This is a genomic window from Paenirhodobacter hankyongi (assembly GCF_003664585.1).
Classification (GTDB): Bacteria; Pseudomonadota; Alphaproteobacteria; order Rhodobacterales; family Rhodobacteraceae; genus Rhodobacter; species Rhodobacter hankyongi.
Map to the genome: position 1 here is coordinate 266,110 of NZ_RCHI01000001.1, position 14,633 is coordinate 280,742.

Genomic DNA, 14,633 nt, shown 5'->3' on the forward strand with positions numbered 1-14,633 from the left:
AGCGCAAGTCAAATCTGCGAAATTGAGCAAATTAACTGACCAATTTGGAAATGTTTGCAAAGTTTGGGTGGCCGGGCGGCTATTGACCTGCGGCAAGGCGGCGGGCAAGCAGGGGGCATGATCGAGTTGCGCCCGGTGGGCTACATCATCGGCCTGCTGGCCACGGCCCTCGGGGCGGCGATGCTGATCCCGGCCGCGCTCGATTTCCTGCGCGGCGACGTCAATGCCGGCGCCTTCCTCGAGGCGGCGATCGTCACCATGACCGCGGGCGGTCTGGTGGCGCTGGCGGCCCATGACGGGCGCGGCACGATGCTGAGCCTGCGGCAGAGCTTCGTTGTCACCACCGGCGCCTGGGCGGTGCTGCCCGCCTTCGGCGCGCTGCCCTTCATCACCGGGGCGCCGGGGCTCGACTTCACCGACGCCTATTTCGAGGCGATGTCGGGGCTGACCACCACCGGCACGACGGCGATTCCCGAGCTCGACGAGCTGCCCGCCGGCACCAACCTGTGGCGCGCGATCCTGCAATGGCTGGGCGGGCTCGGCATCATCATCGTGGCGATGATCTTCCTGCCGGTGATGAAGGTCGGCGGCATGCAGTTCTTCCGCTCGGAAGGCTTCGACACCTTGGGCAAGATCCTGCCGCGGGCGATGGACATCTCGGCGGCGCTGATCCGGATCTATGTCGGGCTGACGGTGGCCTGCGCGGTGACCTATGGCGTGCTGGGGATGACGGCCTTCGACGCGGTGGTGCATGCGCTGACCACGCTCTCGACCGGGGGCTTCTCGAATTACGACGCGAGCTTCGGCGTCTATCGCGGCGCGCCGGAATATGCGGCCTCGCTGTTCATGCTGCTGGCCGCGATGCCCTTCATCCGCTTCGTGCAGCTGGCTCAGGGCAACCCGGCGCCGCTGTGGCGCGACCCGCAGGTGCGCGCCTTCCTGCGCTGGCACGGCTATGCGATCGCGGTGATCGTGCTCTATCGGCTGATCCGGCACGAAAGCGCGTTCTGGCCGACGCTGCGCGAGGTGACCTTCAACGTCGTGTCGACCTTCACCGGCACCGGCTATGCGTCCGAGGACATCACCTCCTGGGGGCATCTGGCCTTCGTGGTGCTGATCATCACCGGGCTGATCGGCGGCTGCACCTCCTCGACCGGCTGCTCGGTCAAGGTGTTCCGCTATCTGATCCTGTTCCAGGCGATCAAGGTGGCGATCCGGCGGCTCTACAGCCCGCACCGGGTGATGGGGATGCGCTATGACGGCCGCGCGGTCGAGCGCGAGGTGCTCGATTCCGTCGTCGCCTTCTTCACCCTCTTCGTGCTGACCTTCGGCGGGCTGATCGTGGCGCTGTCGCTGACCGGGCTCGCGCCGCGCACGGCGCTGACCGCGGCCTGGACGGCGATCGCCAATGTCGGGCCGGCCTGGGGGCCCGAGGTGTCGGCAAATGGCGCCGTCGACCGCTTCCCCGACAGCGCGAAATGGCTGATGGCGCTCGGGATGATGCTTGGCCGGCTCGAGCTGATGTCGGCCTTCGTGCTGCTCTTGCCGAAGTTCTGGCGCGGCTGAGCGCCGCGCCCGCGGTCAGGGGCGGGCGGTCATTTCCAGCAGGCGATCTGCACGGTGAATTTCTGCGCCTCGACGGCCAGATCCTCTGCCGCAAGCGTGCCCGTTGCCTCCGACGCGGTGGGCATGAAGCCATGCTCGGCCAGCACCTGAACCAGCGGCATCGCCTGCACCGCCTCGGTCAGGCCGGCGGGCATCAACTTGGTGCCATCGGCCGCGCGTGGCAGCACCACGCCGACCAGTGCGCCCGAGCCATCCAGCACCGGCCCGCCCGCATCGCCCGCCAGCGTGTGCACCGCCAGCCGCGCCCGGTTCGCCTCGCCGGCAAGGCCGGTCAGATCGGAGAGCGTGCCAAAGCTCAGCACCGGCGCGGTCAGCGTCTCGGGATAGGAAAAGCCCGCCACCGCCACCTGCGCACCGGCGGCGGTCGCCGCGGTCTCGAAGGCGACGATGCCGGCAGGCGCCATCGCCTTCTTCGGCGTCAGGACGGCGATGCCAAGCGCCGGATCGGAGAAGGCGAGATCCGCCTCCTCGTCCTCGATGGTGATCTTGGTGCAGGTGTCGAGCCCGGCGCCCGCCGTCAGAACCGCGCCCTTCTCGTCGATGAAGGCGCCCGAGCGGGCAAACTCCGGGTGCCGCCGCTCGAGCCCCGCCATCAGATCGCCGCGCGTCACCGTCATCGGCGTGCCGAGCGAGGGGTCGAGCGCGGTGCTGCCGATCGGCCGGAACGAGGCCTTCATCGCCGCCAGCACGCGCTGCATCTTCGTCTCCTGCCCGGGCGGCCAGGCTAGGGTGAAGCCCTTGATCAGCCCGCCCGCCAGATGCGCCTCGGTCCAGGAGTGCAGGCTGTCGTTCTGTCCGGCGATGGTGAAGCCGCTGCGGTTTCGGCTGCGCTCGCCCTCGGCGGGCACCAGCGCCAGCGTCTGCATCCGGTCGTAAAGCCCGTAAAGCGCGTTCTGGTCGCCGGTGAGCGACAGCAGCAGCGCGGTGACGCCCGAGCCGTCCTTGGCGCGATAGATGACGAAGGGCGGGTCGTAGCGGTCGAATTCGACCAGGCCGAGCGGCAGGTCGATGGCAATGCCGGCGTCGGTCTCCTCGACGGTCTCGAGGCCGAGCGCGGCGCGGTCGGCCGCGACGGCGGCGAGAAGCTGCGTCTGCTGCGTCGAGGCGAGCACGCCGGTCGGTGCAAAGCCCTGCGCCGTCTGCCAGGCGGCGATCGCCGTGCGGGTGCCGCGGCCGAAGGCGCCGTCGATCGTGGCGTTGTAGACTCCCTGCCATTCGAGCGCGGCCTGGATCTCCATCCGTGCCTCGCGGTCAAGTGCCGCCTCGAGCCGCTGTGACTCGGCCAGCGTCTCGACCGGCATCTCGGGCGCGGGCGCCGGGGCGGCGACGGCAGGCGGGGCCTCGGCCGCGGGCGCGACGGGCGGCGGTTCGATCGCGGCGGTTTCCGGGGGCGCGGTTTCGGGGGCGGGCGGCTCGGCCGCCGGGGGCAGGGGGGCGCCCGCGCCGGGCCAGAACTGGTCACGGAAGCGGCCGCCGTCCGAGACATAGCTGTCGCGCGGGATCAGCCCTTCACGGCGCAGCGTGCGCAGCCGCGCCGTTGCCTCCTCGGTGTCGGCGAAGGGGCCGATGGCGATCGCATACCAGCCTGTCGACATCGCAAAACCGGCGATGTCGGGGAATATGCCGGCCCAGTCCTGCGCGCGCTCCTCGGCCTGCGGGAGCGAGGGCTGCGCCTCGATCTGCACCCAGACCGGGTCGGCCGCGCCGGGGCCCGTCCAGATCATCCCCGCCAGACCCGCCGCCGTCGCGAGGCGCATCGCCTTGCGCATTCCCGTCATCGTGAAACCCGCTTCCTGTTCTCAAAACAGGGTGAGGTTAGCAGGCTGGCGGCGCACGTCACCCCGGAAATCGCGTGAAATCGGGCCCGGGCGCGGGGCGGGGCGTTGACCCTTGCCCGGCGCTTGCCTAGAGAGAAGGCGCTTTGAACCAGAGGGAAGCCATGTCGAACCCTGTCGCTCCGCGGTCGTTCCAGGAAATCATCCTGCGGCTCATGAATTACTGGGCCTCGAAAGGCTGCGCGGTGCTGCAGCCCTATGACATGGAGGTGGGCGCGGGCACCTTCCACCCGGCGACCACGCTGCGCTCGCTCGGCTCGAACCCCTGGGCCGCGGCCTATGTCCAGCCCTCGCGTCGCCCGACCGATGGCCGCTATGGCGAGAACCCGAACCGTCTGCAGCACTATTACCAGTATCAGGTGCTGATCAAGCCAAGCCCCTCGAACCTGCAGGAGCTCTATCTCGGTTCGCTCGCCGCGATCGGCATCGACCTTGACCTGCACGACATCCGCTTTGTCGAGGACGACTGGGAAAGCCCGACGCTCGGCGCCTGGGGGCTGGGCTGGGAAGTCTGGTGCGACGGCATGGAAGTCAGCCAGTTCACCTATTTCCAGCAGGTCGGCGGGCATGACTGCAAGCCGGTCTCGGGCGAGCTGACCTATGGGCTCGAGCGCCTTGCGATGTATGTGCTCGGCATCGACCACGTCATGCAGATGCCGTTCAACGCCCCCGACGCGCCGATCCCGCTGACCTATGGCGACGTGTTCCGGCAGACCGAGGAAGAATATTCGCGCCACAACTTCGACGGTGCCAACACCGAGATGCTCTTGCGCCATTTCGAGGATGCCGAGGCGGAATGCGAGCGGCTGCTGTCCTTCCCGGCCGAGGACCCGAACTCGGGCAAGCGCATCCTCATGGTGCACCCGGCCTATGACCAGTGCATCAAGGCCTCGCATCTGTTCAACCTGCTCGACGCGCGGGGCGTGATCTCGGTGACCGAGCGGCAGGCCTATATCGGCCGGGTCCGGGCGCTTGCGAAGAAATGCGCCGATGCCTTCGTGCAGACCACGGCCGGCGGCTGGACGCCCGAGGCCGCGCAGTGAATGGAAAGCTGGTCGGAGGCAGTCTCGTGCTGGGCGCGCTGATCACCGGGGCCGCGGTCTATTACCTGCAGGTCTACGGCTATTATCACGCGGTCGATGCGGCGGCGCCGGCCGCCGAGGTGCGGCTGACCGCGATCGAGACCGGCACGCCCGAACCGATCCTCGCCGAGGATTTCCAGGGCATCGACGCCGACAGCTCGCCGCTGCGCTATCGCGGCTGCTTCCGCACGCCGATGAGCCTTGCGCTGCTGACCGAGACCTTCACCGTCTATGACAAGGCCACGCCGCTCACTGCGCCGGGCTGGTTCTCCTGTTTCGACGCTGCCCGGATCGGTGCCGACATCGAGACCGGCCGGGCGGTGGCCTTCCTGTCCGAACACGACATCCACCCCGGCGTCGACCGCGTGGTGGCGATTTATCCCGATGGCCGGGCCTATGCCTGGCAGCAACTGAATGACGAAGCGGAGAAGTGACATGCCCGATCTGCTGATTGAACTCTTCTCCGAAGAGATCCCGGCGCGGATGCAGCCGGGGGCGCGCGAGGCGCTGAAGAAGCTGGTGACCGACGGTCTCGTCGAGGCGGGCCTGACCTATGGCCATGCCGCGGCCTTCTCGACGCCGCGCCGCCTCACGCTCGCCCTCGAGGGGCTGAGCGCCGAGAGCCCGACGCTGCGCGAAGAGCGCAAGGGCCCCTCGACCGGCGCGAACGAGAAGGCGATCGAGGGCTTTTTGCGCTCGACCGGCCTGACGCTCGACCAGCTCGAGGTGCGCGACGACAAGAAGGGCCAGGTCTATTTCGCCGTGGTCGAGAAGCCCGGCCGCACCGCGCCCGAGATCGTCGCCGAGGTGCTGGAAAAGACGATCCGCACCTTCCCCTGGCCGAAGTCGATGCGCTGGGGCTCGGGCACGCTCAAATGGGTGCGGCCGCTGCATTCGATCCTGTGCCTGCTGACCACCGAGGCCGGCGCCGAGGTCGTCGACCTCGAGGTCGAGGGCATCCGTTCGGGCAACACCACCGAAGGCCACCGCTTCATGGCGCCGGGCCGCTTCGCGGTGACGGGTTTTGACGATTACGTCGCCAAGCTGAAGGCGGCGAAGGTCGTGCTCGACAGTGCCGAGCGCGAGGAGATCCTGTGGAACGAGGCGCAGACGCTCGCCTTCGCGCGCGGGCTCGAACTGGTGCCGGACCGGGGCCTGCTGGCCGAGGTCGCGGGGCTGGTCGAATGGCCGGTCGCGCTGATGGGCGACATCGCCGAGACCTTCCTCGGCCTGCCGCCCGAGGTGCTGCAGACCTCGATGAAGGAGCACCAGAAGTTCTTCTCGGTGAAGAACCCGAAGACCGGCCGGATCGAGGGCTTCGTCACCGTGGCGAACCGCGAGACCGCCGATCATGGCGCGACGATCCTGAAGGGCAACCTCAAGGTGCTGTCGGCGCGGCTGTCGGATGCCAAGTTCTTCTGGGAACACGACCTGCGGATCGTCAAGACCGAGGGGCTCGAGGGCATGGGCGAGGGGCTGGCCCAGGTCACCTTCCACAACAAGCTGGGTTCCCAGGCGGCGCGGATCGAACGCATCGAGGCGCTGGCGCAGGAGATCGCGCCGATGGTCGGTGCGCAGCCCGATCTGGCCGCCGAGGCCGCGCGGGTGGTGAAATCCGACCTGCGCTCGGCGATGGTCGGCGAGTTCCCGGAACTTCAGGGCCTGATGGGCAGCTATTATGCCAAGGCCGCGGGCCTGCCCGAGGCGGTTGCGAATGCCTGCAAGGGCCATTACTCGCCGCTTGGTCCCTCGGACGAGGTGCCCTCGGAGCCGGTGACGGTGGCGGTGGCGCTGGCCGACAAGATCGACACGCTCACCGGCTTCTGGGCGATCGACGAGAAGCCCACGGGCTCGAAAGACCCCTTCGCGCTGCGCCGCGCCGCACTGGGCGTGATCCGGCTGGTGCTCGCGAACGGGCTGCGGCTTGACCTTGCGAAGGTCTTCGCGACGGCGAATGACAAGACCGATGCGGCCGACCTTCTGGCCTTCTTCCATGACCGGCTGAAGGTGTTCATGAAGGACCAGAACATCCGTCACGACGTGATCGACGCGGTTCTGGCGATGCCGGGCAATGACGATCTGACGCTTGTGGTGAAGCGGGCCGAGGCGCTCGCGGCGTTCCTGAAGACCGAGGATGGCGGCAACCTGATCCAGGGCTTCAAGCGCGCCAACAACATCCTCAGCCAGGCCGAGGCGAAGGACGGGGTCGAATACAGCTTTGGCGCCGATCCGAAATTCGCCGAAGGGGTCGAGGAGACCGCGCTGTTTGCCGCGCTCGATGCCGCCGAGGCGGCGATCGGGCCGGCGATGGCGGCCGAGGATTTCGGCGCCGCGATGGCCGCGATGGCCGCCCTGCGCGCACCGATCGACGCCTTCTTCACCGCGGTGCAGATCAATGCCGAGAACGAGATCCTGCGCCGCAACCGGCTCAATCTGCTCTCGCGCATCCGCCAGATCTGCCTGAGCGTCGCCGACCTGACGAAGATCGAGGGCTGAGCCCCGGCGCGGCGCCCTTTCCCCGGCCGGGGAGGGGGCGCTGCCCCCGCCTGCCGCTGGCAGGCCCCCCGAGGTATTTCGGGCAAGATGAAGGCCCCGGGGTGGTTCCTGCGGCGCCTCAGCCGGCCGCGAGGGCGAGGGCTGTCGCCTCGTCGGTGACGAGGACGCTCGCCAGCCCGCCGCGCAGCATGGCGCGGATCGCCTCCACCTTTTCCGGACCGCCGCCGATGCAGATCCGCTCGGGTACCTGCAGCAGGTCGCCGAGCGCCATGGTGATGTGGCGGCCGTCGAATTCGCTGTGCACGATCTTGCCTTCGGCGTCGAAGAAATAGCCCGCGGCAAAGCCCACCGCACCGAGGTCGCGATAGGCGGCCAGCTCGGCCTCGGTCATGAAGCCGCCCTGCACCAGCAGCGTCTCGCCGGTCAGCTGGGTGACGCCGAACACCGCCTTGGTGCAGCCGCGCAGCAGCGCGAAATGGTCGCGGATCGCTGGCTCGTGCATCAGGATCTCCTTCACATGCGGCGAGGAGACGACACCCGGCGCATGCAGGTTGATCGCCCGCGCGTTCAGCCGCGCCGCGATGTTCGAAGTGCACAGCACCGGCGAGAAGTCGAAGGTGGCGGCCGAGGAGCCGGTGATCTGCGCCACGGTGACGGTCGGGCAGGCGATGGCGCTGAGGTGTTGTGACAGCGCGAGCACGGTGCGCCCCCAGGCGACGCCGATGGTGTCCTCGGGCCGCAGCCGGTTTTCCAGCACCCGCGCCGCGAGATGGCCGATCTGGCCATGCAGCGATCCGCCCTCGCCCTCGCGCTGGCGCGGCAGGATGTAGCATTCCGCCAGGCCGGTCGCGGCGCAGATCTTCAGCGACAGCGCCATGCCGGCGATTCGCGTCGGGTCGATCGAGATGTTCACCACCCCCTCGTCGCGCGCTTTCTGCAGCAGGTTGAACACCGAGGCGCGGGAGATCCCGAGCTCCTCGGCGATCCGGTCCTGCTTTTGCCCCTGCTCGTAATAGAGCCAGGCCGCCCAGAGCACCTCGTCCATGCCGAATTGCGCCGGAACGGCGCGCCGGCCGGTCCGGGGCTCGGTCGTCTCGATCAAATCCGCTTTTTTCGCCATGCCTTTTCCCTTCGTCGGTCGGGGCCGAAATGCGCCCCGACCTCTCGGGCAGTTTCGCATGAAAGCGGGCGTTTTGGCAAATGCCGACGTTGCGTGAAAATTGTTATTGACGAATGACAGAGTCATCTGGCAACTTTCACATCAAGGGAGAGCACTTGCTTGGGAGGAGCAGATGAGCTTGCCGCTGACGGCGCGCGAGAGCGCGACCGGGGGCTGGAATGCCCTCATCGAAGACGTCACCACCGGCCGCTGGCAGGACCCGGACACCGGGGCTGCGGTCACCGTGCCGTTCCGCTGCATCGAGATCGGCGACGGGTTTGCCGCCGGGGCGCGGGATCTGGTCGAGCGGGTGATGCGGGCCGGGAGCTATGCCGTGGTCTGCGATGCCGACACCGCCGAGGCGATGGGGGCGGAGGTTGCCCGGGCGATGGGGGCGAAGGCACGGCTTGTCGTGCTCGATCACCCGCATGCCGACGAGGCGCAGGTGCGGGCGCTGAGCGATGAGACCCGCGATGTCGAGGCGCTGATCGCCGTCGGCTCGGGCACGATCAACGATCTGTGCAAATACGCGACCTTCCGCGACGGGCGGGCCTACAGCGTCTTCGGCACCGCGCCCTCGATGAACGGATACACCTCGTCGACCGCCTCGATCACCCTCGATTCCGGGCTGAAGACCACGCAGAAGGCGCATGCCGCGCGCGGCGTCTTCATCGACATCGGGGTCTCGGCCGCGGCGCCGCAATACCTGATCGGGGCGGGGCTCGGGGACAGCCTGTGCCGGCCCACCGCGCAGGTCGACTGGTATTTCTCGCATGTGATGCTGGGCACGCGCTATGCCACCGCCCCCTATCTTCTGCAGGAAGAGGACGAGGCGGCGGTTCTGGCGCGCAGTGCGGGGCTCGGTGCGCGCGACCATGACGCCATCGGGTCTCTGCAGCGCCTGCTGACGCTTGGCGGGCTGGGCATCGCGGTGGTGGGGATGAGCCACCCGGGCTCGATGGGCGAGCATCAGATCTCGCACTGGATCGACAGCTTTGCCGGCGCGCGGCATCCGGGCACGGTGCATGGCCAGCAGGTCGGCGTTGCCTCGGTCACCATGGCGCGGTTGCAGGCGCGGATCCTTGCGATGGAAGAGGCGCCGCGGCTGCGGCCCTGGCAGCCCGACGAGGCGGCGATTCGGGCCCGCTATCCGGCCGCCGCGGTCGAGGATTGCCTGACCGCGAGCCGGGCGAAGGCGATGACGGCCGATCAGGCCGAGGCCTTCAACGCCAAGCTTGCCGCGATCTGGCCCGAGCTGCGTGCGACGCTTGGCGCGATGATGCTGCCGCCGGACGAGATGGCGGCGCATCTGCGCGCGGCCGGCGGCGGTGCGACGCCGGCCGAGATCGGCCTCGATCGCGACCTCTATATCGAGGCGCTGCGCCACTGCCGCGAGATGCGCGACCGCTATTCGCTGCTCGATCTAGCCGAGGACATCGGCATTCTGGACGATTTCATCGAGGAGGAAGTCTGATGCGACCGCTTGCCGAGCTCGACCCGGCCGCGCTGCGCGGTTGCGTCGCGGTGCTGACCGATATCGACGACACGCTGACCACCGACGGGCAGTTGCCCGCCGCCGCCTATGGGGCGCTCGAGCGGCTGGCGCAGGCCGGGCTTGCGGTGGTGCCGATCACCGGCCGCCCGGCGGGCTGGTGCGACATGATCGCCCGGTTCTGGCCGGTCGCGGGGGTGGTGGGCGAGAACGGCGCCTTCTACTTCAGCTATGACCGCACGGCGCGGGTGATGCGGCAGCGCTTCTTCGCCTCCGAGGCCGAGCGTCAGGCGAACCGCGCCCGGCTGAGCGCGCTGCGCGAGCGGATCCTGCGCGAGGTGCCGGGGGCAGGGATCGCCTCGGACCAGCTTTACCGCGAGGCCGATCTCGCCATCGACTTCTGCGAGGATGTGCCGGCATTGCCCGAGGCCGAGGTGCAGCGCATCCTCGACATCTTCGCCGAGGCGGGGGCGGTGGCGAAACTGTCGTCGATCCATGTGAACGGCTGGTTCGGCGATTACGACAAGCTGTCGATGACCCGGATCTTTGCGCGCGACATCCTCGGGCTCGACATCGACGCCGAGCGGGCGCGGGTGATCTTTGCCGGCGACAGCCCGAACGACGGGCCGATGTTCGGCTTCTTCCCGAACAGCTGCGGCGTGGCGAATGTGCGCGACTTCGCACCGGGCAGCTTCACGCCGCCGGCCTTCGTCGCAGGCTCGGAAGGGGGCGCGGGGTTCGTCGAGATCGCCGAGCGGATTCTGAGCGCGCGGGTGCCGGAGGCGGCCGATGCCTGACATGGTCGATCTGTTCATCATCGGCGGCGGCATCAACGGCTGCGGCATCGCGCGCGACGCGGTCGGGCGGGGCTATTCGGTGGTCCTGTGCGAGCAGGGCGATCTCGGTGGGGCGACCTCGTCCTCCTCGACCAAGCTGCTGCACGGCGGGCTGCGCTATCTCGAACATCACGAGTTCCGGCTGGTGCGCGAGGCGCTGATCGAACGCGAGGTGCTGTGGAACATCGCGCCGCATATCGTGCGCCCGCTGCGCTTCGTGCTGCCGCACAGCAAGGGGATGCGGCCGGCCTGGCTGCTGCGGCTTGGCCTGTTCATCTATGACCACCTCGGCGGGCGCAAGCTGCTGCCCGGCACCGCGCGCGTCGACCTGGAGTCGGGGCCGATCGGGCAGGGGCTGCGCGACGGGCTGACGCTTGGCTTCGAATATTCGGATTGCTGGGTCGAGGACAACCGGCTGGTGATCCTGAATGCGATCGACGCGGTCGAGCGCGGTGCGACGGTGCGGGTGCGCACCCGCTGCACGAAGGCCGAGCCGCGTCCGGGCGGCGGCTGGCGCGTCACCCTGCGCGGCGAGAGCGGTCGCGAGGAGGTGGTCGAGGCGCGGATGCTGATCAACGCCGGCGGTCCCTGGGCGAACGATGTCGCGCGCACCATCGCGCGGCGCCCGCCGAAGGGGCGGGTGCGGCAGGTGCAGGGCTCGCATATCATCGTGCCGAAGCTCTACGACCACGATCGCTGCTTCATCTTCCAGAACGGCGACGGCCGGATCGTCTTCACCATCCCCTACGAGGGGCGCTTCACCCTGATCGGCACCACCGACCGCGACTATCCGGGGGACCCGGCCAAGGTCGCGGCCTCGCCCGAGGAAATCGCCTATCTGTGCACGCTGGCGAGCAGCTATTTCAAGCGCCCGGTCACGCCCGCCGATGTGGTCTGGACCTATTCCGGGGTGCGCCCGCTCTATGACGACGGCAGCTCCGAGGCGCAGAAGGCCACCCGCGATTACGTGCTCGAGCTCGACACCCGGGCCGAGGCACCGGTGCTGTCGGTCTTCGGCGGCAAGATCACGACTTATCGCCGACTTGCCGAATCGGCGCTGGAGCGCATTGCTTCGTGCCTCGGAGATCCTGAGGGAGGCCCGCGGCTGCCGGCGGGATGGACCGGGCAGAAGGCGCTGCCGGGCGGGGATTTCGCGCCGCTGGCGTTCGACGCCGAGCGCGACGCGCTACGCGCGGAGTATGGTTTCCTGGCCCAGGCCGAGGCGACCCGGCTGCTGCGCTATTACGGATCGCGGGCGCGACGGGTTCTGGGAGGGGCCCGCAGCCGTGCCGATCTGGGCGAGACCTTCGGCGGCGGTCTGACCGCGCGCGAGGTCGACTACATGCGCGCGCAGGAATGGGCGCGCAGCGCCGAGGACATCCTGTTCCGCCGCTCGAAGCTGGGCCTTGTGCTCAGCCCGGACGAGGTCGCCGCGCTCGAGCGCTACATGGAAGGACCGATGCCGAAACGTCAGAGCGCCTGAGCGCGATCGCGCCGGGAGTGGAGGCCCGGGGCGCTCTGATCCAACCGGCCGCACGGGAGGCGGCCGAGCAACAGGGAGGAGACGCGATGTTTCTGGGGATCGACCTTGGAACGTCGGGGGTGAAGTGCATCCTGATGGATGACGCCCAGAGCGTGATCGGCGAGGCTTCCTCGCGGCCGCTCGAGGTGAGCCGGCACCGGCCGGGTTGGTCGGAGCAGGACCCCGAACTGTGGTGGGAGGCGGTGAGCGAGACGCTCGACAGCCTAGCGGCCGGGCATCCGGCAGCGATGGCGGCGGTCGAGGGGATCGGGCTGTCGGGGCAGATGTATGGCGCGACCGTGCTTGATGCACGCGATCAGCCGCTGCGCCCGGCGATCTTGTGGAACGACACCCGCAGCGGCGCCGAGTGCGACGAGCTGATGGCGGGGGTGCCCGATCTGGTGGCCCGCGTCGGGCGCCGGCCGACCCCCGGGGTGACGGCCAGCAAGATCCTGTGGCTGCGCCGGCACGAGCCCGAGACCTATCGCCAGATCCGCAAGGTGCTGCTGCCCAAGGACTATGTGCGGCTGCGGCTGTCGGGCGAGAAATCGACCGACCTCGCCGACGCGAGCGGCACGATGTGGGTCGATCTGGCGGCGCGGAACTGGTCGGACCGGATGCTCGAGGCCTCGGGGCTGAACCGCACGCACATGCCGCAGCTGGTCGAGGGCACCGAGGTCTCGGGCCGGCTGCGGCGCGAGCTCGCCGCCCGCTGGGGCATGCACCGTCGCCCGGTGATCGCCGGCGGCGGCGGCGACAACGCCTGCGGCGCCTGCGGCACCGGAGTGATCGAGGATGGCGACGGCACCGTGTCGCTCGGCACCTCGGGGGTTTTGTTCGTGGCCAACGACAGCCCGCGCCCGGCCGGCGATTACGCGATCGAGACGCTGTGCCACGCCGTGCCCGGCCGCTGGCACCAGATGTCGGTGCTGCTGTCCGCGACCTCCTGCCTGACCTGGCTCGGCGCGCGGCTCAAGCGCGAGCCCGGCGAGCTGGCCCGGGCGCTTGGCGAGGCGCCGCTGCCGGCGACGGGGCTGATCTTCGTGCCCTTCCTCGACGGCTGCTGGTCGCCGCGCTCGGACGCCTCGGTGCGCGGCGGCTTCTACGGCCTGGCGCATCAGCACGACGATCTGGCGATGGCGCAGGCGGTGATGCAGGGCGTGGCCTTCGCGCTGCGCGACTGCGCCGACGCCTTCCGCTCGGGCGGCTCCGAGCTGCGCCGGCTGCTGGCGATCGGCGGCGGCTCGCGCTCGCGCCCCTGGCTGTCGATGATCTCGACCTCGCTCGGCGTCGAGCTCGACGTGCCGCGCACCGGCGCCCTTGGCGCGGCCTTCGGGGCGGCGCGGCTCGGCATGATCGCGGCGAGCGGGGCGGCGCCCGACACCGTGCTGCGCCGCCCGGCGCTGCGCGAGGCGATCGGGCCCGAGCCCGCCCATGCCGACGGCTACGCACAGGCCTACGACCGCTGGAGGACGGTCGCGGCGCTGTGCTGACGAAGGGCGGGCGCCTTGCGGGGCGCCGGCCGAGGACCCCGCCCGGGAACAGGGCGGTGCAACAGTGGAGGAGAGACGACATGACCGAAGAATTCACCGGCGCGGGCCTTGGCCGCCGTGCCTTCCTGACCGGGGCGGCAACGCTCGCCGCATCGGCCGCGCTCTGGCCGCGCGAGATGCGCGCCGCCGCCGCCGACCGCAAGTTCGCCGCCTCGCTCGGCTGGACGACCTATGACTCGGGCCGCCACCTGCAGGACGGGTTCAACGCCGCGGTGAAGGAGCTGGGCGGTTCCCTGACCACCACCGACGCGGGCTTTGACGCGCGGGTGCAGTCCGACCAGATCGACTCGCTCGTCGCCTCGAAGCCCGAGGCGCTCTTCGTCACCCCGGCCGATGCGGTGGCGATCGCCCCGGCGGTGCAGCGCGCGATTGCCGCGGGGATCCCGGTGTTCTGCGCCGACAGCTCGGTGCCGGGCGCGATGGTCACCACCACCGCGATGTCGTCGAACTTCGGCATGGGCCAGTATTCCGCCGAGTTCATCTGCAAGGCGCTGAACGGCAAGGGCAAGATCGCCCGGGTGATGCTGCCGCAAAACGAAAGCTGGGATCAGCGCACCTACGGCATGGAATGGACGCTGCGCCGCTATCCCGGGATCGAGATCGTCACCGAATGGGCCTTTGCGCTGGCCGGCAACGTCACGCCGCGTCAGGCGGTCGACAACATCCTGACCTCGAACCCCGATGTCGACGCGATCTGGTGCGCCTGGGACGGCGCCTCGGTCGAGGGCACGCTCGCCGCCCGTGCCGCGGGGCGGGCCGATCTGATCCTGACCGGCATCGACGGCGGCTCGCAGGCCTTCAACTACATTGCCGCCGACACCCCGCTGAAGCTGTCGATGGCGCAGAGCTTCTACGAGATGGCCTATGCCAGCGTCTTCTATGCGCATGAGGTGCTGGCCGGGCGCAAGGCGCCGCGGCTGATCATCACCCCGACCTATGCGGTGACCAAGGACATGCTGAAGGACGGTATTCCCGACGATTACGACGTGCCGGGGCGCGCCGGAGAGCTGGGCTGGACCCGCGCGCTCTGAC

Annotated in this window: 11 protein-coding genes; 9 read left to right on the plus strand and 2 right to left on the minus strand. The window is 69.4% G+C overall.

Translation table 11 applies throughout. The annotated features are described in order from the left end of the window. Window positions 1-117: 117 nt before the first annotated feature. The gene (locus DYS74_RS01255) at window positions 118-1,566 is read left to right on the plus strand and encodes a TrkH family potassium uptake protein (protein WP_121530341.1); all 1,449 of its coding nucleotides are present in this window, start codon (window positions 118-120) and stop codon (window positions 1,564-1,566) included. 29 nt (window positions 1,567-1,595) lie between these two features. On the opposite strand, the gene DYS74_RS01260 is transcribed toward DYS74_RS01255, so the two are convergent. Continuing rightward, the gene (locus DYS74_RS01260; protein ID WP_121530342.1) at window positions 1,596-3,404 is read right to left on the minus strand and encodes a trypsin-like peptidase domain-containing protein; all 1,809 of its coding nucleotides are present in this window, start codon (window positions 3,402-3,404) and stop codon (window positions 1,596-1,598) included. 161 nt (window positions 3,405-3,565) lie between these two features. Here DYS74_RS01260 and DYS74_RS01265 point away from each other — a divergent pair, with 161 nt between their 5' ends. The 3 genes from DYS74_RS01265 to glyS are packed head-to-tail and all read left to right on the plus strand — an operon-like array spanning window position 3,566 to window position 7,039. Then, the gene (locus tag DYS74_RS01265) at window positions 3,566-4,504 is read left to right on the plus strand and encodes a glycine--tRNA ligase subunit alpha (RefSeq protein WP_121530343.1); all 939 of its coding nucleotides are present in this window, start codon (window positions 3,566-3,568) and stop codon (window positions 4,502-4,504) included. After that, window positions 4,501-4,977 (plus strand): DUF6446 family protein, encoded by a 477-nt coding sequence (locus DYS74_RS01270; RefSeq protein WP_121530344.1) that lies wholly within the window; start codon window positions 4,501-4,503, stop codon window positions 4,975-4,977. The genes DYS74_RS01265 and DYS74_RS01270 overlap by 4 nt, the downstream gene beginning before the upstream one ends. Before the next feature lies 1 nt (window position 4,978). Then, window positions 4,979-7,039 (plus strand): glycine--tRNA ligase subunit beta, encoded by a 2,061-nt coding sequence (gene glyS / locus DYS74_RS01275; RefSeq protein WP_121530345.1) that lies wholly within the window; start codon window positions 4,979-4,981, stop codon window positions 7,037-7,039. 118 nt (window positions 7,040-7,157) lie between these two features. Here the strand turns inward: glyS and DYS74_RS01280 are convergent, their stop codons facing one another. Beyond that, window positions 7,158-8,159, minus strand: coding sequence for a sugar-binding transcriptional regulator (locus DYS74_RS01280; protein WP_183077424.1), 1,002 nt, complete (start codon window positions 8,157-8,159; stop codon window positions 7,158-7,160). Window positions 8,160-8,331: 172 nt separating this feature from the next. Here DYS74_RS01280 and DYS74_RS01285 point away from each other — a divergent pair, with 172 nt between their 5' ends. The 5 genes from DYS74_RS01285 to DYS74_RS01305 all read left to right on the plus strand — a co-directional run bounded on the left by DYS74_RS01285 (window position 8,332) and on the right by DYS74_RS01305 (window position 14,632). Further along, complete coding sequence (locus DYS74_RS01285; RefSeq protein WP_121530347.1) at window positions 8,332-9,672, plus strand: sn-glycerol-1-phosphate dehydrogenase; 1,341 nt, start codon at window positions 8,332-8,334, stop codon at window positions 9,670-9,672. Then, window positions 9,672-10,487 carry an HAD-IIB family hydrolase gene (locus DYS74_RS01290; protein ID WP_121530348.1) on the plus strand — a complete coding sequence of 272 codons (816 nt, stop codon included), beginning with the start codon at window positions 9,672-9,674 and terminating at the stop codon, window positions 10,485-10,487. Before DYS74_RS01285 ends, DYS74_RS01290 begins: the two co-directional genes overlap by 1 nt. Next, window positions 10,480-12,009, plus strand: coding sequence for a glycerol-3-phosphate dehydrogenase (glpD, locus tag DYS74_RS01295; protein ID WP_121530349.1), 1,530 nt, complete (start codon window positions 10,480-10,482; stop codon window positions 12,007-12,009). Before DYS74_RS01290 ends, glpD begins: the two co-directional genes overlap by 8 nt. Window positions 12,010-12,095: 86 nt before the next feature. Further along, window positions 12,096-13,541, plus strand: coding sequence for a xylulokinase (xylB, locus tag DYS74_RS01300; RefSeq protein ID WP_121530350.1), 1,446 nt, complete (start codon window positions 12,096-12,098; stop codon window positions 13,539-13,541). Between the two features lie 80 nt (window positions 13,542-13,621). Beyond that, the gene (locus tag DYS74_RS01305) at window positions 13,622-14,632 is read left to right on the plus strand and encodes a sugar ABC transporter substrate-binding protein (RefSeq protein ID WP_121530351.1); all 1,011 of its coding nucleotides are present in this window, start codon (window positions 13,622-13,624) and stop codon (window positions 14,630-14,632) included. The last annotated feature ends 1 nt before the right edge of the window (window position 14,633 follow it).

Excerpts from the sequence above, each read along its gene's own strand:
- DYS74_RS01255 (WP_121530341.1), top strand. The coding sequence starts at position 118 with ATGATCGAGTTGCGCCCGGTGGGCTACATCATCGGCCTGCTGGCCACG.
- DYS74_RS01260 (WP_121530342.1), bottom strand. The coding sequence starts at position 3,404 with ATGACGGGAATGCGCAAGGCGATGCGCCTCGCGACGGCGGCGGGTCTG.
- DYS74_RS01265 (WP_121530343.1), top strand. The coding sequence starts at position 3,566 with ATGTCGAACCCTGTCGCTCCGCGGTCGTTCCAGGAAATCATCCTGCGG.
- glyS (WP_121530345.1), top strand. The coding sequence starts at position 4,979 with ATGCCCGATCTGCTGATTGAACTCTTCTCCGAAGAGATCCCGGCGCGG.
- DYS74_RS01280 (WP_183077424.1), bottom strand. The coding sequence starts at position 8,159 with ATGGCGAAAAAAGCGGATTTGATCGAGACGACCGAGCCCCGGACCGGC.
- DYS74_RS01285 (WP_121530347.1), top strand. The coding sequence starts at position 8,332 with ATGAGCTTGCCGCTGACGGCGCGCGAGAGCGCGACCGGGGGCTGGAAT.
- DYS74_RS01290 (WP_121530348.1), top strand. The coding sequence starts at position 9,672 with ATGCGACCGCTTGCCGAGCTCGACCCGGCCGCGCTGCGCGGTTGCGTC.
- glpD (WP_121530349.1), top strand. The coding sequence starts at position 10,480 with ATGCCTGACATGGTCGATCTGTTCATCATCGGCGGCGGCATCAACGGC.
- xylB (WP_121530350.1), top strand. The coding sequence starts at position 12,096 with ATGTTTCTGGGGATCGACCTTGGAACGTCGGGGGTGAAGTGCATCCTG.
- DYS74_RS01305 (WP_121530351.1), top strand. The coding sequence starts at position 13,622 with ATGACCGAAGAATTCACCGGCGCGGGCCTTGGCCGCCGTGCCTTCCTG.